Here is a 20,935-nt window from a genome sequence, read left to right as displayed (position 1 = left end):
AAGCCTTACAGCGCCGATGGTACTGCAGGGGGGACCCTGTGGGAGAGTAGGACGCCGCCGAACAATTAGTGGGAGAACCCCGCACCATTCCGGTGCGGGGTTTTCTGCGTTCAGGGTCGTGTGCTCGATCGAGGGCGCTCGTGCTGTGGGCGCCGGCCCGCACGGGCAGCACACCGGACCACGGGACCACGGGATCACGGGACCTCGAAACCACGGGACGACGCGACGGCGGGGCTGCGCGAAGTACGGAGCCCGTCGCGCCTTTTTACAGACGCCCCGCCGCCTTCAGCGCGAGGTAGGCGTCCGCCAGCGCCGGTGCCAGGGTTTCCGGGGTCGCGTCGACGACGGTGACGCCGTGCCGGCGGAGCTGCTCGGCGGTGCGTTCGCGCTCGGCGTGGGACTGGGCGGCGGCGGCCGCCTCGTACACCGCGTCCGTGGAACCGCGGGCCTCGGCCATCCGCGCGATGTGGGGATCGGCGACCGACGCCAGCAGAACCGTGTGGCGCTGGGTGAGTTGAGGCAGGACGGGAAGGAGCCCCTCCTCGATGGGAGCCGGGTCCAGCGTCGTCAGGAGCACGATCAGGGAACGGCGCGGTGTGGTGCGCAGCGCTGTGGCCGCGAGGCCGCGGGCGTCCGTCTCGACGAGCTCCGGTTCCAGGGTGGCCATCGCGTTGACCAGGGACGGCAGGACGTCGCCGGCGGAGCGGCCCTGGACGAGGGCACGGGTGCGGCGATCGTGGGCGAGGAGCGCGACCCGGTCGCCGGCCCGGGAGGCGAGCGCGGCCAGGAGGAGCGCCGCGTCCATGGAGGCGTCCAGCCGGGGCACGTCGCCCACCCGGCCCGCGGACGTGCGGCCGGTGTCGAGGACCAGCAGGATGTGACGGTCCCGCTCGGGACGCCAGGTGCGGACCGCGACGGCCGACTGGCGGGCCGTGGCGCGCCAGTCGATGGAGCGGGTGTCGTCGCCGGGGACGTACTCGCGCAAGCTGTCGAACTCCGTGCCCTCACCCCGCGTCAGCACGCTGGTGCGACCGTCGAGTTCGCGCAGCCGGGCCAGTTTGGACGGCAGGTGCTTGCGGCTGGTGAACGGCGGCAGGACCCGCACCGTCCAGGGGGCGCGGTGGGTTCCTTGGCGGGCGAACAGGCCGAGTGGGCCGTAGGAGCGGATGGTGACGCGGTCGGCCGCGCGGTCGCCCCGGCGGGTGGGCCGCAGGCGTGTGGTGAGGCGGCGCCGTTCGCCCGCGGGGACGACCACGCGGTGCCGTGAGGCGGCGGTCTCGGTGCCGGGCCGCCAGCTGCTCGGCGGCCAGGCGTCACGGACCCGTGCGCGCAAGGGCCGTCCGGACGGGTTGGTGATCGTCAGAGTGACGTCGGCGGTGTCGCCCAGGCGTACCGAGGTGTCCCCGGAACGTGTCAGTCCGAGGCGGCGCACGGGTGCGGCCAGGGCGTAGTCGCAGGCGCACGCCACCGCGAGGGGGGCGTTGACCGCGAGGAGGCCCGTCCAGCCGGGTTCCAGGATGCCGACCGGGAGGGAACCGAGGGCCGCCAGGAGGGCGGTGCGTCCGGTGAGTGCCATCAGCGGGGGACGGGGACGTGGGCCAGGATGGCGTTGATGACCGAGTCGGCCGTGACGCCCTCCATCTCGGCCTCGGGGCGGAGCTGGACGCGGTGGCGGAGGGTGGGCAGGGCGAGGGCCTTGACGTCGTCCGGGATGACGTAGTCGCGGCCGGTCAGCCAGGCCCAGGCGCGGGCGGTGGCCAGCAGGGCGGTGGAGCCGCGCGGGGAGACGCCGAGGGCGAGGGACGGCGACTCGCGGGTGGCCCGGCAGATGTCCACCACGTAGGCGGTGATCTCCGGCGAGACGGTGGTGCGGGCGACCGCGGCGCGGGCCGCCTCCAGGTCGGCCGCGGTCGCCACGGGGCGGACGCCGGCGGCCTTCAGGTCGCGGGGGTCGAAGCCCTGCGCGTGGCGGGTGAGGACGTCGATCTCGTCCTGCCGGGACGGCAGGGGGATCGTCAGCTTGAGGAGGAAACGGTCCAGCTGGGCCTCGGGCAGGGGGTAGGTGCCCTCGTACTCGACCGGGTTCTGGGTGGCGGCCACCAGGAAGGGGTCGGGGAGGGCGCGGGGCGTGCCGTCGACGGTGACCTGGCGCTCCTCCATCGCCTCCAGCAGCGAGGACTGGGTCTTCGGCGGGGTGCGGTTGATCTCGTCCGCGAGGAGGAGGTGGGTGAAGACCGGGCCGGGCTGGAAGGAGAACTCGGCGGTGCGGGCGTCGTAGACCAGGGAGCCGGTGACGTCGCTGGGCATGAGGTCGGGGGTGAACTGCACGCGCTTGGTGTCGAGTTCCAGGGTCGCGGCGAGCGCGCGCACCAGGAGGGTCTTGGCGACGCCGGGGACGCCTTCGAGGAGGACGTGGCCGCGGCACAGGAGGGCGACGACGAGGCCGGTCACGGCGGGGTCCTGGCCGACCACGGCCTTGGCGATCTCGGCGCGCAGGGCTTCCAGGGCGGCCCGGGCGGCGGCCGGGTCCCCGGTGTGCGCGGCGTTGTCAGTGGTCGGGTCCATCATGGACGGCGTACCTCTCTTTCGAGGGCGTCGAGTTGGTCGGCGAGCTGGATGAGTGCTGCGTCGTCGCCGGGCGGCGGGCCGAACAGGAGAGCGTGCAGGGACTGCCCGTCGTCCCCCCGGAAGCGGGAGGACAGGGCGGGGAGCAGGGCCTCGGGCGCGTGCGCCTGGGAGACGGGGACGCCGACTAGGGGGGCGAGGCGGGTGCGGACGGTGGAGCGCAGAGCGGTCGCCGCGCGGTCGCGGGCATTGGCCCGGCGGTAGAGGCGGGCGCGGCCTTCGACGGTTTCGGAGGCGCGGATCGCGACGGGGAGTTTCTCGGGCACCAGCGGGCCCAGTCGGCGTGCCCGCCACAGGGCGGCCAGTGCTGCCGCGACGAAGAGTTGCAGGGTGCCCCAGAGCCATCCGGAGGGGAGCAGGTCGAAGAAGCCGCGCTGGTCGTTCTCGGAGGCGGCGGAGGCGTCGGCGAGCGTGGGGAGGTACCAGACGAGATGAGGGCGGGAGCCGAGGAGTTGCAGGGCGAGCGAGGCGTTGCCCTGCTCGGCGAGCCGGTCGTTGAGGAGGATGTCCGGGGAGCCGAGGAGGACGGTGTCGCCGTCGCCGGTGCCGTCCGGGATGCGCAGCAGGGTGGCCAGGCGTTCGCTGGGGTAGCACTCGTCGGCGTCGGGGTGGACCGTGGTGTAGCGCAGGCCGCCGAGGTCGGCGCTGCCCGCGCGGCGTGCGGCGGGGAGGGCGCAGTCGGGGGAGAGCGTGGAGGCGAGGCTGGTGGCCGGGGCGGCGGTGACCCCGGGCGCGAGGCGTTCCACGGAGGCGCTGCCGGAGGCGACGAGGACGGTCCGGCCGCCGGAGTCGGCGGTGGCGGTGTGCAGGCGGGACTGCCGGCCGGGGGTCAGCAGGTCGGGGACGGCGACCAGGAGGGTGGTGTCGGGTCCGGCCGCGGCGGTGGCCTCGTCGAGGGTGGTGACCACGCGGGTGTCCACGCCGCGGTCGGCGAGGAGTTCGGCGACGGCCCGGCTGCCGTGGGGGTCGGCGGAGCGCGGGTCGAGTTCGCCGTGGCGGGTGTCGGCGCGGACCACGGCGATCGCGACGGCGGCCGCGAGCAGCAGCACCAGGGCGAGGGCGATGCCGCGCGAGCGGGTCCACACCTGACGGGCGGTGGGCGAGGCCGAGGTGGACGGCACGGTGGCCTCGGTCGTCATCCGGCTGCTCCCCCGGTGGTGTCGTGCTGCGTGCCGTGCGCGCCGGCCGAGCTGCCGGCGAGCCGGGGCTTGCTGCGCTCCAGGTCGTCGTCGAGGCCGGCGATGCTCCGGTACGCCGTTTCCGTCGCGGTCCGGCCGCCGTACGTGACGTCGTCGAAGCCGCGGGCGGCGGCGTGCAGGCGGTCGGTGTGGGCGGGCAGGGCGCGGGCGGCTTCCGCGGCGGCCTCGTCCGCGGTGCGGCCGGGCCTGGGGTCGAGCAGGGCGCGTTCCTCCAGGGAGCGCACGATGGCCCGCATGCGTTCCTGGAGGGCCCTGTTCCAGTGGCCCTGGGCGGCGTGGGCCTCGGCGGCGGCGCGGTGTTCGGCGGCGCTGCGGGGGCGGTCGTCGAAGAGGGCGGGTGCGGAGGCCGGTTCCCGGCGCGGGGTGCCCAGGCGCCACCACAGGGCGCCCACCACGGCGATCACGGCGGCGATGACGACGACCAGGCCCAGGGTGCCGCCGGGGGTGGCGGCGGACGCGGTGTCGAAGAGTTCGCCGACCCAGTCCCAGAAGGCGTTGAGGAGCTTGTGGAACCAGCTGGGCTCGTTCTCGTGGTACATGCGCTTGGACAGCTCGCGCTCGGCCGCCTCCCGCGCGGGGTCGCGCGGGACGGTGACGGGCGGCTCGTCGGCGCCCAGGACGGTCCGTACGGCGCTGCCGGCGGCCGTCGGCAGCGCCTGGACCGGTGTGAGAACGGTGACAACTCCCCCCGCGGTGATCACCCCGTCAGCCCCCCGAAGTGGCGTCGGGGCCGTGCCCGGGGAGGCCGGCGGCGCGGGCGAGTTCGAGGTCGAGGGCCTCGCGGCGGATGCGCTGGTCGACGTAGAGCAGCACGGTGACGCCGGCCGTGATCGGGAAGGTGATCGTGGAGCCGATGACCGAGCCGATGCCGCTGATGACGAGGAACGTCCAGCCGAAGCCGCCGCTGCCTTCGAGGAAGCCGTTGACGCCGCCCTCGCCGAAGGCGGAGGCGACCACGGTGAAGGGGATGACGATGATCGACGCCACGAGGCTCGCGATGATCATCGCGAGCAGCTGGATGCCGAACACGCGCCACCAGGCGCCGCGGACCAGCTTCGCGGAGCGGGTCAGGGCTTTGAGGACGCCCTGCTTCTCGAGCATCAGCACGGCCGAGGCCAGCGAGAAGCGGACCATGAGCCAGACGGCGACGACCGCGGCGGCGAGGATGCCGAGGACGGTCAGGGCGACGGCGCCTCCGCCGCCGCCCGCGAGGCTCACCAGCAGGCCGGGCAGCGCGCCGACGGTCACGACCGCCGCGGTGATCAGCATGAGCAGCAGCATCAGGCCGAGCAGCTTCACGACCTGCGGGCGGGCGTCCCGCCAGGCCTCGCCGATGGTGACCGGCCGGCCGAGCACCGCGCGGCTGGTGACGGTCGTGAGCAGGGCGGTGGCGGCGACGGTGCCGAGGAGCGTCACCACGAAGAGCACGCCGGAGGTGAGGAGGGCGTCGCCGAGGGCGCTGGTGAGTTCGTCGAGGGTGGCGCTCTCGTCCTCCAGGACCGCGACGCTGGAGTTGTCCAGGAAGAAGCCCTGGAGCAGGACGGCGACGACCTCGGTGAGGACGGCGACGGTCAGCGAGATGCCGAGCACCGTGCGCCAGTAGGTGCGCATGGTGGAGACGGCGCCGTCCAGGATCTCGCCCACGCCCAGCGGGCGGAGCGGGATGACGCCGGGCTTCGCCGCGGGCGGGGGCCCGCCCCAGCCGCCGCCCCAGCCGCCGGGACCGTGACCGCCGGGGCCGTGGCCGCCGGGCGGGGTGCCGCCCCAGCCCGGTCCCTGCGGGGGCGGGGGAGCCTGGCCGGGGCCGCCCGGGGCGCCCGACGGGCCGGTGGGCGTGGACCACTGGCTCGGGGGCGGCTGCTCCTTGGACCACTTCACGCCCGGTTCCCCCGGGGCCCGTTCCGGCTCCCCGGGGCGTGGCGCCGGGCCGGCCGGGCCGGGCGCGGACGGCTCCTGTCCGTCGGGTGTGGATCCGGGCGAGGCCCAGCCCGGAGTGTCGTTCATCCTCGCTCCTTCACGGTGCGCGTCCGCGGGCGCGGCGGCAGTGTGGCAGCCATCGTGCCATGGGGTGGTTGTGCGAGGTCCGGGCGAGGTCGGACCAGCACACCTTCAATTGTGCGCGCCACAGGGGGCAGACTGGCGACATGGCTGATCAGTACGCGCACAGCGCAGACCCCCGGCGGCCGACCGGTGTCCCCGCGATCCGCTGGGACGAGCCGCCCGAAGGGCCCGTCCTGGTACTGCTCGACCAGACGAGGCTGCCCGCCGAGGAGGTGGAGCTCGTCTGCACGGACGCGCCCGCCCTGGTGGAGGCGATCCGCTCGCTCGCGGTGCGCGGGGCGCCCCTGCTGGGCATCGCGGGCGCCTACGGCGTCGCGCTCGCCGCCGTGCGGGGCTACGACGTGGACGACGCGGCGGAGGCGCTGGAGAGCGCCCGGCCCACCGCGGTGAACCTCGCGGTCGGGGTCCGCCGGGCGCGGGAGGCGTACCGGGCGGCGCTGACCCGCACCGGCGACCCGCGGCAGGCGTCCGGGGCGGCGCTGGCCGCGGCCCGGCAGTTGCACCGGGAGGACGCCGAGGCGAGCGCCCGCATGGCCGAGCACGGGCTGGCGCTGCTCGACGAGATGCTGCCCGGCGGCGGGCACCGGATCCTCACGCACTGCAACACCGGCGCGCTGGTGTCGGGCGGGGAGGGGACGGCGTTCGCGGTGGCCCTCGCGGCGCACCGGGCGGGACGTCTGAGGCGCCTGTGGGTGGACGAAACGCGTCCGTTGCTGCAAGGTGCTCGCCTGACGGCGTACGAGGCGGCCCGCAGCGGCATGGCGTACACCCTGCTCACCGACAACGCGGCGGGATCGCTGTTCGCGGCGGGCGAGGTGGACGCGGTGCTGATCGGGGCGGACCGCATCGCGGCCGACGGTTCGGTGGCGAACAAGGTGGGGAGCTATCCGCTCGCGGTGCTCGCGCGCTACCACCACGTGCCGTTCATCGTGGTGGCCCCGGTGACGACGGTCGACCCGGCGACCCCGGACGGGGCGTCCATCGAGGTCGAGCAGCGTTCCGGCCACGAGGTGACCGAGGTCATGGCGCCGCAGGTGCCGGTGGCGGGGATGGAGGCGGGAGGCGGGATTCCGGTGGCCCCTCTGGGGACCCAGGCGTACAACCCGGCGTTCGACGTGACGCCACCGGAACTGGTGACGGCGATCGTCACCGAAGAGGGCGCGGTCTCGCCCGTGACCACCGAGGCCCTTGCCGAGCTGTGTGCCAGGTCACGCCAGGTAACGATGAGCTAATGGGATGATGTCGTTTATGAAGGGACGAGTCCTTGTCGTCGACGACGACACCGCACTGGCCGAGATGCTCGGCATCGTGCTGCGTGGTGAGGGTTTTGAGCCGTCTTTCGTAGCCGACGGTGACAAGGCGCTGGCCGCTTTCCGCGAGGCCAAGCCCGATCTGGTGCTGCTGGATCTGATGCTGCCCGGCCGGGACGGCATCGAGGTGTGCCGCCTGATCAGGGCGGAGTCCGGGGTGCCGATCGTGATGCTCACGGCCAAGAGCGACACGGTCGACGTCGTCGTGGGCCTGGAGTCGGGCGCCGACGACTACATCGTCAAACCGTTCAAGCCGAAGGAGCTGGTCGCCCGCATCCGGGCGCGCCTGCGCCGGTCGGAGGAGCCGGCCCCGGAGCAGCTCGCCATCGGCGACCTGGTGATCGACGTGGCCGGTCACTCCGTGAAGCGGGACGGGCAGTCGATCGCCCTGACGCCCCTGGAGTTCGACCTGCTGGTCGCGCTGGCCCGCAAGCCCTGGCAGGTGTTCACCCGCGAGGTGCTGCTGGAGCAGGTCTGGGGCTACCGCCACGCGGCCGACACCCGGCTGGTGAACGTGCACGTCCAGCGGCTGCGCTCCAAGGTCGAGAAGGACCCGGAGAAGCCGGAGATCGTGGTGACCGTCCGTGGCGTCGGGTACAAGGCAGGACCGAGCTGACATGTCCGGTGACAGCGCCGCTTCGGCGTCCGGCCGCTCCGGGGGCCGTCCGGGGCGGCCTGTCGGCCGGGACAGTACGACGGGCTCCCGCTGGGGCCGCCTGATGGAGGGCGGGCTGCTCCGGGGCGGGGTCCAGGGCAGTCCGGTCATCCGGCTGTTCGTGCGCTGGGTGCGCCGGCCGCTGCTGCCCGTCATGCGGCTGTGGCGCCGCAACATCCAGCTGAAGGTCGTCGCCACCACGCTGCTGATGTCGATGGGCGTGGTGCTGCTGCTGGGCTTCGTGGTCATCGGCCAGGTGCGCAACGGCCTGCTCGACGCCAAGGTGAAGGCCTCGCAGAGCCAGGCCACCGGCGGTTTCGCGGTGGCCAAGCAGAAGTCCGACGAGGCGGCCAGCGTCATCGACGACGCCACCGCGGTCGACGGAACCCGTTCCTCGACCAGCGTCATCCAGTGGATGAGCGATCTGGTCGAATCCCTCTCCAGCGGCGGCCAGGGCGCCTTCGACGTCGTCACCCTGCCCGCCGGCACCGAGAGCGGCAGCGGGCGCGGCCCGCGCGCCTCCGGGCACGTCGACCCGGCCCAGAGCGTCCCGGTGGCCCTGCGGGAACGGCTCGACGGCAGCACCGCCGCGTCCCAGAGCTACACCCGGATCGTCTACTTCAACGGTGAGCCGTCCCAGCCCGGACTGGTCATCGGCAAGCAGGTCAACGACCCCAACGGCGACCCGTACCAGCTGTACTACCTCTTCCCGCTGACGCAGGAGGAGAAGTCGCTGAGCCTGGTCAAGACCACCCTGGCGACCGCCGGGCTGTTCGTCGTCGTGCTGCTCGGCGCCATCGCCTGGCTGGTGGTGCGGCAGGTGGTCACACCGGTGCGGATGGCGGCCGGCATCGCGGAGCGGCTCTCCGCCGGACGCCTGCAGGAACGCATGAAGGTCACCGGCGAGGACGACATCGCCCGGCTCGGCGAGGCGTTCAACAAGATGGCCCAGAACCTCCAGCTGAAGATCAACCAGCTGGAGGACCTCTCGCGCATGCAGCGCCGGTTCGTCTCCGACGTGTCCCACGAGCTGCGGACGCCGCTGACCACGGTGCGGATGGCCGCCGACGTCATCCACGAGGCCCGCGAGGACTTCGACCCGGTGACCGCGCGGTCGGCCGAGCTCCTCGCCGACCAGCTGGACCGCTTCGAGTCGCTGCTCGCGGACCTCCTGGAGATCAGCCGCTTCGACGCGGGCGCGGCGGCGCTGGAGGCGGAGCCGATCGACCTGCGCGACGTCGTCCGCAGCGTCGTCGGCGGGGCCGAGCCGCTCGCCGAGCGCAAGGGCACCCGCATCCGGGTCCTCGGCGACCAGCAGCCCGTCGTCGCCGAGGCCGACGCGCGGCGCGTGGAGCGCGTCCTGCGCAACCTCGTCGTCAACGCCGTGGAGCACGGCGAGGGCAAGGACGTCGTGGTGCGGCTGGCGGCTGCCGGCGGCGCGGTCGCGGTGGCCGTGCGCGACTACGGCGTCGGGCTCAAGCCCGGGGAGGCCACCCGCGTCTTCAGCCGTTTCTGGCGGGCCGACCCGGCGCGCGCCCGGACCACCGGGGGCACGGGCCTGGGGCTGTCCATCGCCCTGGAGGACGCCCGGCTGCACGGCGGCTGGCTCCAGGCGTGGGGCGAGCCCGGCGGCGGGTCGCAGTTCCGGCTGACGCTGCCCCGGACGGCCGACGAGCCGCTGCGGGGCTCCCCGATCGCCCTGGAACCCAAGGACTCGCGGCGCAACCGGGGGCTGGACGACGCCGGCCTGCCCCGCGGCGGCGGCGACGGCGAGAAGCGGGCCACGGTGCCCGTGCACCCGCCCGGCACGGCCGGGCAGGCCCACGCGTCCCGGGACCCGCTGGTGCCGCGGACGTCCGCCGAGCCGCCCACCGCCGACCCGACGGCGCTGCCCGGCAACGGCGCGCGGGTGGTGTCCCGGACCGCGACGGGCCCCCGCCGGACGGAGGAAGCGCCGGACACCCTGTCGGCCCCCTCGCCCGGACCGCACCGCCGTGCCGCCGGGGGGCCCGGCCCGGCACCGGACCCCGGCCCGGACCCGGAGCCGCGGCGGCCCGGCGACGGTGCCCGGGACCCGGCCCGCGAGGTGGGCGCGCACCCCCGCGACGGCGACGGGAACGGGGACGGGACCAGCACGACCGAGGGCACGACCAGGGACAGGACCGGGGACGAGGAGGCTTCGCGTGGGCGGCGGTGAGCGCGTGCGGAGCGGCCGGTGGACGCGGCGGCGGGCGGTGGTGTTCACCGCCGGCGGCGCCGTCCTGCTGGCCGGGTGCGCGTCGATGCCGGACAGCGGCGACCTGCGGGGCGTGGAGTCCACGCCCCGCCGGGACGCCCAGGTCCGGGTGTTCGCCATGCCGCCGAGCGACGACGCGACGCCGACCCAGCTGGTGCAGGGCTTCCTCGAAGCCCTGACCAGTGACGACCCCCAGTACAAGACCGCCCGGATGTACCTGACCCCCCGGGCGGCGAAGACCTGGCAGCCGGAACGGTCCACCACCGTGCTGGCCGACGGACCCAACGCCACCGTCCGCGCCCCGGTCCGGGACGACGAGGACGAGGTCGCCTTCACCCTGACCGGCCGCGAGGTCGCCACCGTGGACGCGCAGCAGGCGTTCACCCCGTCCTCGGGGTCGTACACCAAGCTGCTGCGCCTCATACGTGACCCCGAGACCCGGCAGTGGCGGATCGACGCCGTGCCGCAGGGCGTCGTCATGGGGCAGTCGGACTTCGAGCGCAACTACATGTCCGTCAACAAGTACTACTTCGCCTCCAACACCGGGGGCACGGCCCGCGACGAGCCGCCGATGGCGGTCGCCGACCCCGTCTACGTGCGCAGCCACGTGGACCCCACGACCCAGATGGTGCGCTCGCTCCTGACCGGGCCCACGACCTGGCTCGACCCGGTGGTGCGCTCCGGCTTCCCCACCGGCACCGCGCTCGCCAAGGGCGCCGGACCGCTGACCCCGGACGACCGCGGCCGTCTGGTCGTGCCGCTGAACGGCCGGGCCGCCGAGGTCGGCACCAGCCGCTGCGAGGAGATGGCGGCCCAGCTGCTGTTCACGGTGCGCAGCACCACGCCCGCGGTGGACGAGGTCGAACTGCGCTCCGGCGGCAGGGAACTCTGCTCCCTGGCCCAGGAGAGTGCCGAGGCCGTCGCCACCCGCGGCTCCCTGCACAGCCCCGAGTACCTGTACTTCCTCGACGAGGAACAGCGGGCGGTGCGGATCGCCGCCGGCGCCGACGACACCGAACCCGAGCCGGTGCCCGGAGCCCTGGGCGAGGGGGAGAACCAGCTGCGCTCGGTGGGCGTGGCCTGGGACGAGCACACCGCCGCCGGGGTCACCCTCGACGGCCGGTCGCTGTACGTGGGGTCGCTGGTGTCGGGCGGGTCCCTCGGCGAGCCGGTGCTGCGCAGCGCCGGCAAGGCCGAGACGGACCGGCTGACGGCGCCCAGCTGGGACGCCCGCGGCGGCCTGTGGATCGCGGACCGCGACCCCGAGGCGCCCCGGCTGCTGCTCCTGGAGGAGGGCGCGGGGGAGCCGATAGAGGTGCGCACGCCCGGACTGGACGGCCGGATCAGGGCGGTCCGGGTCGCCGCCGACGGGGTGCGGATCGCCCTCGTCGTGGAGAAGGGCGACCGGCGGTCCCTGCTGATCGGGCGGATCGAGCGCGGCAGGCCCGACGGCGGGACGGCGGAACGCGCCCCGGTGACCGTGCTGGAACTGCGTTCCGCGGCCCCCGAACTGGAGCAGGTCACGGCCATGTCGTGGACCGGGGACAGCCGGCTCGTCGTGGTCGGCCGCGAACAGGGCGGCGTGGAGCAGATGCGCTACGTCGAGGTCGACGGCTCCACACCCGATGTGCCGCAGCCCGCGGCGCTGACCGGCGTCAAGGCGGTCACCGCCTCCCCGGACGACCGGGTGCCGCTGGTGGCGTACTCGGTGGACGGCATCGTCCGGCTCCCGTCGGCGGGCCAGTGGCAGAAGATCACCAAGGGGACCGCGCCGGTCTATCCGGGGTGAGCGATTCCGGCCGGTGCTGACCCGCCCGGTTTTCCACAGGCGTTGTCCACAGGGCTGGCCGGGGGTGGTGGACCGGGGCACAGTGGCCTCATGCGCGCCTGGTGGCAGGACCTCACCGACCTGGTGCTCCCGCCCGAGTGCGGCGGGTGCGCCAGACCGCGCGCGGTGCTGTGCCGGCGGTGCCGTGCGGTGCTGGACCGGAGCGGGCCGCGCCGGGTGCGGCCCCGGCCGGAGCCGCCCGGTCTGCCGGAGGTGCACGCGGCCGCCCGGTACGGCGACGAGGTGCGGGCGGCGCTGCTGGCGCACAAGGAACGCGGCGCCCTGGCCCTGGCGGCACCGCTGGGCGAGGCGCTGGCGGGCGCGGTGCGGGCGGCGCTGACCGCGTCCGGTGGGCCGGCCGCCGGACCCGGCGGGGGCGGTGTGCTGCTCGTGCCGGTGCCGTCCGCGCGGCGGGCGGTGCGGGCCCGCGGGCACGACCCCGCCCGGCGGATCGCGTTCGCCGCCGCGGGTGACCTGCGGCGGGCGGGGGTACCCGCCCAGGTACTTCCCGCGCTGCGGCAACGGCGGCCCGTGGCCGACCAGTCGGAGCTGGGTCCCCGGGAGCGGCTGGCCAACGTGGCCGGCGCGTTCGGGGTCGTTCCCGGCGCGGGGCGGCTGCTCGGCGAAGGACGGGTGGTGCTCGTCGACGACCTGATGACCACGGGAGCCTCCCTGGCGGAGGCCGCGCGGGCGGTGCGCGGGGCGACGCGGACCGCGGCGGAGCGGCGGACGGCGGCGACCGGCCGGGCCCGACCGGCCCGGTCCGGCCGTCCGGACGGGGACCATCGGCGGGCCGGGTGGCCGGATACCGCGGCCGGTGCGGGGTACGGATCGAGCAATCCGGCGTCCGCGCTCGTGTACACGGGTGAGACAGGGGAAGGGAGAGGGCAACGACGGAACGCACCGCAACGAGGGAGAACGGGCCGGCGGACAGGACGTCCGGCGCACACGGCGATAGCAGCGGGAACGGCGGGCGAAGGCCGCGTCGGCGCGCACACGGGGATCGGCACGGACGGGCTGGTGGCGGCGGTGGTCGCGGCATCACCGGCTTCCTTCGAAATAAACCGGAACTGACAGGAAACTTGCGTCGTTGCAGGTAATGAGAGGCTGAATTCACCTGAACGGAGGTACGCCGCGGTAGAGGGTGACGACATCCGTCCGGGCGAGATATGTTCGGTTGTGAGGGAAAGCCGCAGGCCACACCTGACGAATCCGAATGCCGAGGCGTGGGTTTTCCGTTATCACCCACGCCGGTGGAGTGGAGATCTCGCCCGCGGGGGAGGAGGTGGAAGTCACCGAGTCCGAGGTTCCGGGGGTTACCGGAACCGGGTGCAAAAGGGAGACGCTCCGCACCGAGGCGGAGTGATCCGGGAACGGAGTTCTGCGTGGACATCGTCGTCAAGGGCCGCAAGACAGAGGTGCCCGAGCGGTTCCGGAAGCACGTGGCCGAGAAGCTGAAGCTGGACAAGATCCAGAAGCTCGACGGCAAGGTGATCAGCCTGGACGTCGAGGTGTCCAAGGAGCCCAACCCCCGACAGGCCGACCGCTGCGACCGGGTGGAGATCACCCTGCGCACCCGCGGCCCGGTCATCCGGGCGGAAGCCGCGGCGAGCGACCCCTACGCGGCGCTCGACCTGGCGGCGGAGAAGCTGGACGCCCGGCTGCGCAAGCAGCACGACAAGCGCTTCTCGCGACGTGGCGCCCGCAGGATCTCGGCCGCCGAGGTCCCCGACCACGTCCCGGGCGTGGCGACGCTCAACGGCACCGGTGCGCAGGTCTCCGAGGAGGAGACCGAGGCCGTCACCACCAAGAAGATCGGCTCGCTGGAGGTCCAGGGGGACGGTCCCCTCGTCGTCCGCGAGAAGACCCACGTCGCCGCCCCCATGACGCTCGACCAGGCCCTGTACGAAATGGAACTGGTGGGGCACGACTTCTATCTCTTCGTCGACTCCGAGACCAAGGAACCCAGCGTCGTCTACCGGCGGCACGCCTACGACTACGGCGTGATCCACCTGCAGACCGACACGATGGTCACACAGTCCCACTCCCCCGAGGCGGGCGGGACGCTCGGCGGCTGATGACCGCCGGGTGACAGCAGGGCCGGTGCCCCTGGTGCGCGTGTGCGCCCCCAGGGGCACCGGTGTGCGCCCCCGGGGGCGCCGCGCGCTGTCACCCCTGTGGCGTCCGGCATGGAATCATGGCGGCAGCGGCCCAACCGGTGGGTCGTTGCCTTGGGTTGGCGATGGCTCAGAACCACAGGCCACAGCCTTCAGGGGGAGGAACGATGGCGGACAGCTTTGGACCGATGCGGGCCGCGGGCGCCGACGACGGCACCGTCGGCACGGGCCCGGCCGCGGGTTCACCCCGCACGGAACCGATCAGAGTCCTGGTGGTGGACGACCACGCGCTGTTCCGCCGCGGCCTGGAGATCGTCCTCGCCGCCGAGGAGGACATCCAGGTCGTGGGGGAGGCGGGGGACGGCGCCGAAGCCGTCGAGAAGGCCGCCGACCTGCTGCCCGACATCATCCTGATGGACGTGCGGATGCCCAAGCGGGGCGGGATCGAGGCGTGCACCTCCATCAAGGAGGTCGCCCCGAGCGCCAAGATCATCATGTTGACGATCAGCGACGAGGAAGCCGACCTCTACGACGCGATCAAGGCGGGCGCGACCGGCTACCTGCTCAAGGAGATCTCCACCGACGAGGTGGCCACCGCCATCCGCGCGGTCGCCGACGGGCAGTCCCAGATCAGTCCGTCCATGGCGTCCAAACTCCTCACCGAGTTCAAGTCGATGATCCAGCGCACCGACGAACGCCGGCTCGTGCCCGCACCCCGTCTGACGGACCGTGAGCTGGAAGTCCTCAAACTCGTCGCCACCGGAATGAACAACCGGGACATCGCCAAGGAACTGTTCATCTCCGAGAACACCGTGAAGAACCACGTCCGCAACATTCTGGAGAAGCTGCAACTGCACTCCAGGATGGAGGCCGTGGTCTACGCGATGCGGGAGAAGATCCTCGAGATCCGCTGATCCGCTGATCCGCTGATCCGCTGATCTGCTGGTCCGGTGATCCGCTGATGTGCGGTCCCACTGATGTGCGAGCCCCGAGATTCGCCGCCCGGCGGCAGGGGCGCGCAGGCCGGGCTGTCCCGGGGCTGCCTCGTCCGCGGCTACCGTCACCGCCGGCGCCTGCGGCGACCACCGGGTCCCCCTGTGCCGCCGCGCACCCCCCTCGCCGCCGCGCACCCCCCTCGCCGCCGCGTGAGCATGCGCCGTCTCGGCAGCCGCCCCGGCCACCGCCCCGCGCCGCCGGGACCGTCGGCGCCGCCCTGCCCCACCGTCCCGCTCCGCCCCGCCGGGACCGTCTGCGCCGCGTTTCGCCCCGCGCTGCCGAGTCCCGCCGCGCCGCGACCGTCCGCCGCCTCCGCCCGCGCCGCCCCGTCGGCCGCCGTCGCGACCGTCCGTGGCGCGACCGTCCGTGGCGCGGGCGGTCGCGGCGCGGATCAGCCGAGGGCGCGGGCGAGTTCGGCCGCCAGCGGGCCCCGCAGGTCCTCCGGGTCCAGGCGCTCGACCCGGACGTCCGTGCACCCCACCCAGCCGGCCGCCTCCACCAGCGCCCGCGCGAGCGCCGGGACCGTGCCGGGGCCGTCCACCGAGACCTGCCGGGCGACCAGCGTGCGCCCCTCGCGCGCCGGGTCCACCCGGCCCACGAGCCGGCCGCCGGACAGCAGCGGCATCGCGAAGTAGCCGTGCACCCGCTTCGGTCTCGGGACGTACGCCTCCAGCCGGTGGGTGAAGCCGAAGATCCGCTCCGTGCGCGCCCGTTCCCACACCAGGGAGTCGAACGGCGACAGCAGCGTCGTGCGGTGCCGCCCGCGCGGCGGGGTCGCCAGCGCCTCCGGATCCGCCCAGGCCGGCTTGCCCCATCCCTCCACGGTCACCGGCACCAGCCCCGAGTCGGCGATCACCGCGTCCACCTGTTCGCCCTTGAGGCGGTGGTAGTCGGCGATGTCCGCGCGGGTCCCCACCCCCAGGGCGCGGCCCGCCAGACCCACCAGACGGCGCAGGCACTCGGTGTCGTCCAGCTCGTCGTGCAGCAGGTCGTCGGGCACGGCGCGCTCGGCCAGGTCGTAGACCCGCTTCCAGCCGCGCCGCTCCACGCACACCACCTCCCCGTACATCAGGGCGCGTTCGACGGCGACCTTGGCGCCGGACCAGTCCCACCACTCGCTGGTGCGCTTGGCGCCGCCCAGTTCCGTCGCCGTGAGCGGTCCCTGTGCGCGCAGCTGCTCGACGACCCGGTCGTAGGTGCCGTCGGGCAGCTCGTGGTGCCAGTGCGGGCGGTTGCGGTATGCGCGGCGGCGGAAGGCGAAGTGCGGCCACTCCTCGATCGGCAGGATGCACGCGGCGTGCGACCAGTACTCGAAGGAGTGCGGCGGCTGCGGGCCGGTCCTCCAGTACGCCTCCTCGACCGCGGCGCGGCCCACGGCGCCCAGCCGGGCGTAGGCGATCAACTCGTGGGAGCGGGCGAGGACCGAGATCGTGTCGAGCTGCACCGCGCCCAGCCGGCGGAGCACCCCGCGCACCCCCGAGCGGCGGTCGGGCGCGCCGAGGTAGCCCTGGGCCCGCAGGGCGATGCGGCGGGCCTCGTCCGCCGACAGTTCCGTCATGGCACGCGGGAGGGTCGTCGTCATACGTCCGCACGATAGACCTCGCCACAGACAACGCCCGCCCGCACGGGCCTCATCCGGGGGCCGGGAGGTACGGGGCGGACGACGGCAGGCCCAGGTCGGAAGGGAGCAGCGATCCCACCCAGCAGTCCCGCAGCACGCCCTTGTTGTTCAGCGCCGAGCGCAGCGTGCCCTCCACCACGAAACCCGCGCGTTCGGCCACCGCGCGGGAGGCGCGGTTGCCCACCTCGGCACGCCACTCCACGCGGTCCACCGACACCCGGGTGAACGCCCAGCGGCACACCGCGACGGCGGCCTCGGTGATGTGGCCCCGGCCCCGGTGCTCCTTCGCGCCCCAGAAGCCGATCTCGCCGACACCCAGCGACCGCATGCTGATGCTGAGCATGCCGGTCAGCTCCCCGGCGGGCAGGAAGACGCCGAAGGTGAACATCGAGCCGTTCGCCCAGCCGTCCGGGGCCATCTCCTCCGTGAAGCCGCGCGCGTGCTCGGGCAGGTAGGGGGAGGGGATCGTGGTCCAGCGCTGGATCTCGGGGTCCTGGCAGGCCGCGTACACGGCGTCGGTGTCCTCGGGGCCCACGGCGCGCAGGACGAGACGGTCGGTGGTGAGGGTGACGGGGTCCATCGGCCGATTCTGCGTGCGGGGCCCGGACGGCGCCATCGGCTGCGCCGTGCGTGAGACGGTGATCACCCTTCGCACAAATTCGCCGGGATGACGCGGCACCATCGGCGGGGCCCGTCCGTTGTCCCCTGTGGAGCAGCCGTGCAACAGATGTGAAGCAGCCGACGGTCACCGCCCCGGCAGGCCTCCCGGCGTGGTGGGGTCCTCGCATACGATGGCCGTTGCCCCGTCAGTGGAACGAAACCGACCGTCCCAGGCCCGACCGGCAAGGAGACCAACCCCCGTGTCCGTCCTCTCGAAGATCATGCGTGCAGGCGAAGGCAAGATCCTGCGCAAGCTGCACCGCATCGCGGACCAGGTCAACTCCATCGAAGAGGACTTCGTCGACCTCTCCGACGCCGAGCTGCGGGCCCTCACCGACGAGTACAAGCAGCGGTACGCGGACGGTGAGAGCCTGGACGACCTGCTCCCCGAGGCCTTCGCCACGGTGCGCGAGGCCGCCAAGCGCGTCCTCGGCCAGCGCCACTACGACGTGCAGATCATGGGCGGTGCCGCCCTGCACATGGGCTACGTCGCCGAGATGAAGACCGGTGAGGGCAAGACCCTCGTCGGCACCCTGCCGGCGTATCTGAACGCGCTGGCCGGCAAGGGCGTCCACATCATCACGGTCAACGACTACCTCGCCGAGCGCGACTCCGAGATGATGGGCCGCGTCCACAAGTTCCTGGGCCTCGACGTCGGCTGCATCCTGGCCAACATGACGCCGGCCCAGCGCCGCGAGCAGTACGCCTGCGACATCACCTACGGCACCAACAACGAGTTCGGCTTCGACTACCTCCGCGACAACATGGCGTGGTCCAAGGAGGAACTCGTCCAGCGCGGCCACAACTTCGCCATCGTCGACGAGGTGGACTCCATCCTCATCGACGAGGCCCGTACGCCGCTGATCATCTCCGGCCCGGCCGACCAGGCCACCAAGTGGTACGGCGACTTCGCCAAGCTGGTCCGGCGCCTCAAGCGGGGCGAGCCCGGCAACCCCCTCAAGGGCATCGAGGAGACCGGCGACTACGAGGTCGACGAGAAGAAGCGCACCGTCGCGATCCACGAGTCCGGCGTCGCCAAGGTCGAGGACTGGCTGGGCATCGACAACCTCTACGAGTCGGTGAACACCCCGCTGGTCGGCTACCTGAATAACGCCATCAAGGCCAAGGAGCTCTTCAAGCGGGACAAGGACTACGTCATCATCGACGACGAGGTCATGATCGTCGACGAGCACACCGGACGTATCCTCGCCGGCCGCCGCTACAACGAGGGCATGCACCAGGCCATCGAGGCCAAGGAGGGCGTGCCGATCAAGGACGAGAACCAGACGCTCGCCACGATCACGCTGCAGAACTTCTTCCGCCTCTACAAGCGCCGGGACCACGACGGCAAGGAGATCCCGGGCCTGTCCGGCATGACCGGTACGGCGATGACCGAGGCCGCCGAGTTCCACCAGATCTACAAGCTCGGCGTGGTGCCCATCCCGACCAACCGGCCGATGGTCCGCAAGGACCAGTCGGACCTGATCTACCGCACCGAGGTCGCCAAGTTCGAGGCGGTCGTCGACGACATCGAGGAGAAGCACCGCAAGGGGCAGCCGATCCTCGTCGGCACCACCTCGGTGGAGAAGTCCGAGTACCTCTCCCAGCAGCTCAGCAAGCGCGGCATCCAGCACGAGGTGCTCAACGCCAAGCACCACGAGCGGGAGGCGTCGATCGTCGCCCAGGCCGGCCGCAAGGGCAGTGTCACGGTCGCCACGAACATGGCCGGCCGCGGTACGGACATCAAGCTGGGCGGCAACCCCGAGGACCTCGCCGAGGCGGAGCTGCGCCAGCGCGGCCTCGACCCGGAGCAGCACATCGAGGAGTGGGCGCAGGCCCTCCCGGACGCGCTGGAGCGGGCCGAGCAGGCGGTCAAGGCGGAGAAGGAGGAGGTCGAGCGGATCGGCGGCCTCTACGTCCTCGGCACCGAGCGGCACGAGTCGCGGCGCATCGACAACCAGCTGCGCGGTCGTTCCGGCCGTCAGGGCGACCCGGGCGAGTCCCGCTTCTACCTGTCGCTGGGCGACGACCTGATGCGGCTGTTCAAGGCCCAGATGGTCGAGCGCGTGATGTCCATGGCGAACGTGCCGGACGACGTGCCGATCGAGAACAAGATGGTCACGCGGGCCATCGCCTCCGCCCAGTCGCAGGTCGAGACGCAGAACTTCGAGACCCGCAAGAACGTCCTGAAGTACGACGAGGTCCTCAACCGCCAGCGCGAGGTCATCTACGGCGAGCGGCGCCGCGTCCTGGAGGGCGAGGACCTGCAGGACCAGATCCACCACTTCATGGACGACACCATCGACGCCTACGTCCAGGCGGAGACCGCCGAGGGCTTCCCCGAGGACTGGGACCTGGACCGCCTGTGGGGCGCCTTCAAGCAGCTCTACCCGGTCAAGGTCACCGTCGAGGAGCTGGAGGAGGAGGCCGGCGACCGGGCCGGGCTGACCGCCGAGTTCATCGCCGACTCCGTCAAGGAGGACATCCGGCGCCAGTACGAGGAGCGCGAGGCCCAGCTCGGCTCCGAGATCATGCGCGAGCTGGAGCGCCGGGTCGTGCTGTCGGTCCTGGACCGCAAGTGGCGCGAGCACCTCTACGAGATGGACTACCTCCAGGAGGGCATCGGCCTGCGGGCCATGGCGCAGAAGGACCCGCTGGTCGAGTACCAGCGCGAGGGCTTCGACATGTTCCAGGCCATGATGGACGGCATCAAGGAGGAGTCCGTCGGCTACCTGTTCAACCTGGAGGTCCAGGTCGAGCAGCAGGTCGAGGAGGTCCCGGTGGAGGACGCCCCGCAGGCCGCCGCCCAGGACGCCGTGCCGGCGCAGGCCGGGGCCGCCCGTCCCGAGATCCGCGCCAAGGGCCTCGACGCCCCGCAGCGGCGCAACCTGCACTTCTCGGCGCCCACCGTGGACGGCGAGGGCGGCACCGTCGAGGGCGAGTTCGCCGAGGACGAGCCGGTGCGCTCCGCGGCCGACGGCCTCACCCGCGCCGAGCGCCGCAAGCAGGCCCGGGGCGGACGCCGCCGCAAGAAGTAGCCGCCGGCCGCCCGCCTGGTCGGCGGGCGGCGGTGAGACCGGCCGAGGGCCGGGTGGCCCAGGAGATCCTGGGGCACCCGGCCCTTCGGCGTGCGGGGTACCGGCCCTGCGGGGGTGTCGACGGGGGTCCGGGTACGGCCGGGCGGCGAGGCGGGTCGGGGGCGGTCGGCTGCCGGAGGGCTTGGGCTCCCCGGCATGTCGTGGGGCGGCCGTCGTCGGGCGGTTGTCGCTGGCCGGGGGCGCTAAGTGGTTGTCGCTGGGCGCCTTCTCGCGGGCGGGTTCTCGTTGGTCCGGTCGTCGCGGGTTGATTCTCGGCGGGCGCCGGACGCCGGGCCGGGCGCGGAGGCCGGGGCGCTGGTTCCGGACGGCAGGCGCCTGCCGCCTGCCGCCCGCCGTCCGGCGCCTGGAAGCCCCGGAGGCGCCCGGTGGCCCCGGAGGCGTCCCGCGGTGCTCCAGGGCCGTCGCCATCGGAACGGCGTGGGCCGGGGGGTGCCCCTATCTCTTTCGTCAAGGGGCGGGTCGGTTGATTGGTGATGTTTCAGGTGGCTTGGGGGGCGGTGTGAGGTTGGAAGAACGTGCCGTCGCGGAG

Annotated in this window: 15 protein-coding genes; 8 read left to right on the top strand and 7 right to left on the bottom strand. The window is 73.4% G+C overall.

The annotated features are described in order from the left end of the window. Positions 1–265: 265 nt before the first annotated feature. Genes AC02VZ_RS25630 through AC02VZ_RS25610 form a run of 5 tightly spaced genes read right to left on the bottom strand, consistent with a single transcriptional unit; the run spans position 266 to position 5,828 of the window. On the bottom strand, positions 266–1,576 hold the full coding sequence (locus tag AC02VZ_RS25630; protein WP_432058597.1) for a DUF58 domain-containing protein: 1,311 nt from the start codon (positions 1,574–1,576) through the stop codon (positions 266–268). Continuing rightward, positions 1,576–2,565 (bottom strand): AAA family ATPase, encoded by a 990-nt coding sequence (locus tag AC02VZ_RS25625; protein ID WP_432058599.1) that lies wholly within the window; start codon positions 2,563–2,565, stop codon positions 1,576–1,578. The genes AC02VZ_RS25630 and AC02VZ_RS25625 overlap by 1 nt, the downstream gene beginning before the upstream one ends. Continuing rightward, complete coding sequence (locus AC02VZ_RS25620) at positions 2,565–3,764, bottom strand: DUF4350 domain-containing protein (protein ID WP_476476513.1); 1,200 nt, start codon at positions 3,762–3,764, stop codon at positions 2,565–2,567. The genes AC02VZ_RS25625 and AC02VZ_RS25620 overlap by 1 nt, the downstream gene beginning before the upstream one ends. Beyond that, positions 3,761–4,525: a DUF4129 domain-containing protein gene (locus AC02VZ_RS25615; protein WP_432058595.1), complete on the bottom strand. Its 765-nt coding sequence runs from the start codon at positions 4,523–4,525 to the stop codon at positions 3,761–3,763. Before AC02VZ_RS25615 ends, AC02VZ_RS25620 begins: the two co-directional genes overlap by 4 nt. 4 nt (positions 4,526–4,529) lie before the next feature. Beyond that, positions 4,530–5,828, bottom strand: coding sequence for a DUF7847 domain-containing protein (locus AC02VZ_RS25610; RefSeq protein ID WP_476476512.1), 1,299 nt, complete (start codon positions 5,826–5,828; stop codon positions 4,530–4,532). 140 nt (positions 5,829–5,968) lie between these two features. Here AC02VZ_RS25610 and mtnA point away from each other — a divergent pair, with 140 nt between their 5' ends. The 7 genes from mtnA to AC02VZ_RS25575 all read left to right on the top strand — a co-directional run bounded on the left by mtnA (position 5,969) and on the right by AC02VZ_RS25575 (position 14,945). After that, a complete protein-coding gene (gene mtnA / locus AC02VZ_RS25605) occupies positions 5,969–7,117 on the top strand; it encodes an S-methyl-5-thioribose-1-phosphate isomerase (protein WP_432058593.1) in 1,149 nt (382 codons plus the stop codon). A gap of 4 nt (positions 7,118–7,121) precedes the next feature. Beyond that, positions 7,122–7,811, top strand: a complete 690-nt coding sequence (gene mtrA / locus AC02VZ_RS25600) for a two-component system response regulator MtrA (RefSeq protein WP_009188938.1) — start codon at positions 7,122–7,124, stop codon at positions 7,809–7,811. Position 7,812: 1 nt separating this feature from the next. Beyond that, positions 7,813–10,047, top strand: coding sequence for an MtrAB system histidine kinase MtrB (mtrB, locus tag AC02VZ_RS25595; RefSeq protein WP_476476511.1), 2,235 nt, complete (start codon positions 7,813–7,815; stop codon positions 10,045–10,047). Continuing rightward, positions 10,034–11,875 (top strand): LpqB family beta-propeller domain-containing protein, encoded by a 1,842-nt coding sequence (locus AC02VZ_RS25590; protein ID WP_476476510.1) that lies wholly within the window; start codon positions 10,034–10,036, stop codon positions 11,873–11,875. The genes mtrB and AC02VZ_RS25590 overlap by 14 nt, the downstream gene beginning before the upstream one ends. 90 nt (positions 11,876–11,965) lie before the next feature. Further along, on the top strand, positions 11,966–12,988 hold the full coding sequence (locus AC02VZ_RS25585) for a ComF family protein (RefSeq protein WP_476476509.1): 1,023 nt from the start codon (positions 11,966–11,968) through the stop codon (positions 12,986–12,988). A 311-nt stretch (positions 12,989–13,299) separates the two neighbouring features. Continuing rightward, positions 13,300–13,992, top strand: coding sequence for a ribosome hibernation-promoting factor, HPF/YfiA family (gene hpf, locus AC02VZ_RS25580; RefSeq protein WP_432058590.1), 693 nt, complete (start codon positions 13,300–13,302; stop codon positions 13,990–13,992). A 206-nt stretch (positions 13,993–14,198) separates the two neighbouring features. Then, positions 14,199–14,945, top strand: coding sequence for a response regulator (locus tag AC02VZ_RS25575; RefSeq protein ID WP_432058589.1), 747 nt, complete (start codon positions 14,199–14,201; stop codon positions 14,943–14,945). Positions 14,946–15,418: 473 nt separating this feature from the next. Here AC02VZ_RS25575 and AC02VZ_RS25570 read toward each other — a convergent pair whose 3' ends face one another. Both AC02VZ_RS25570 and AC02VZ_RS25565 read right to left on the bottom strand, forming a co-directional pair. After that, on the bottom strand, positions 15,419–16,609 hold the full coding sequence (locus AC02VZ_RS25570; protein ID WP_476476508.1) for a winged helix-turn-helix domain-containing protein: 1,191 nt from the start codon (positions 16,607–16,609) through the stop codon (positions 15,419–15,421). Positions 16,610–16,658: 49 nt separating this feature from the next. After that, positions 16,659–17,228: a GNAT family N-acetyltransferase gene (locus tag AC02VZ_RS25565; RefSeq protein ID WP_476476507.1), complete on the bottom strand. Its 570-nt coding sequence runs from the start codon at positions 17,226–17,228 to the stop codon at positions 16,659–16,661. 280 nt (positions 17,229–17,508) lie between these two features. Between AC02VZ_RS25565 and secA the strand changes: the two genes are divergently transcribed. Continuing rightward, complete coding sequence (gene secA / locus AC02VZ_RS25560) at positions 17,509–20,346, top strand: preprotein translocase subunit SecA (protein WP_476476506.1); 2,838 nt, start codon at positions 17,509–17,511, stop codon at positions 20,344–20,346. Positions 20,347–20,935 lie beyond the last annotated feature (589 nt).

The sequence above is a fragment of the Streptomyces sp. 3-6 genome (assembly GCF_056323165.1).
Note: the sequence above shows the minus strand (reverse complement) of the source record. Positions and strands in the feature narration are given on the sequence as shown.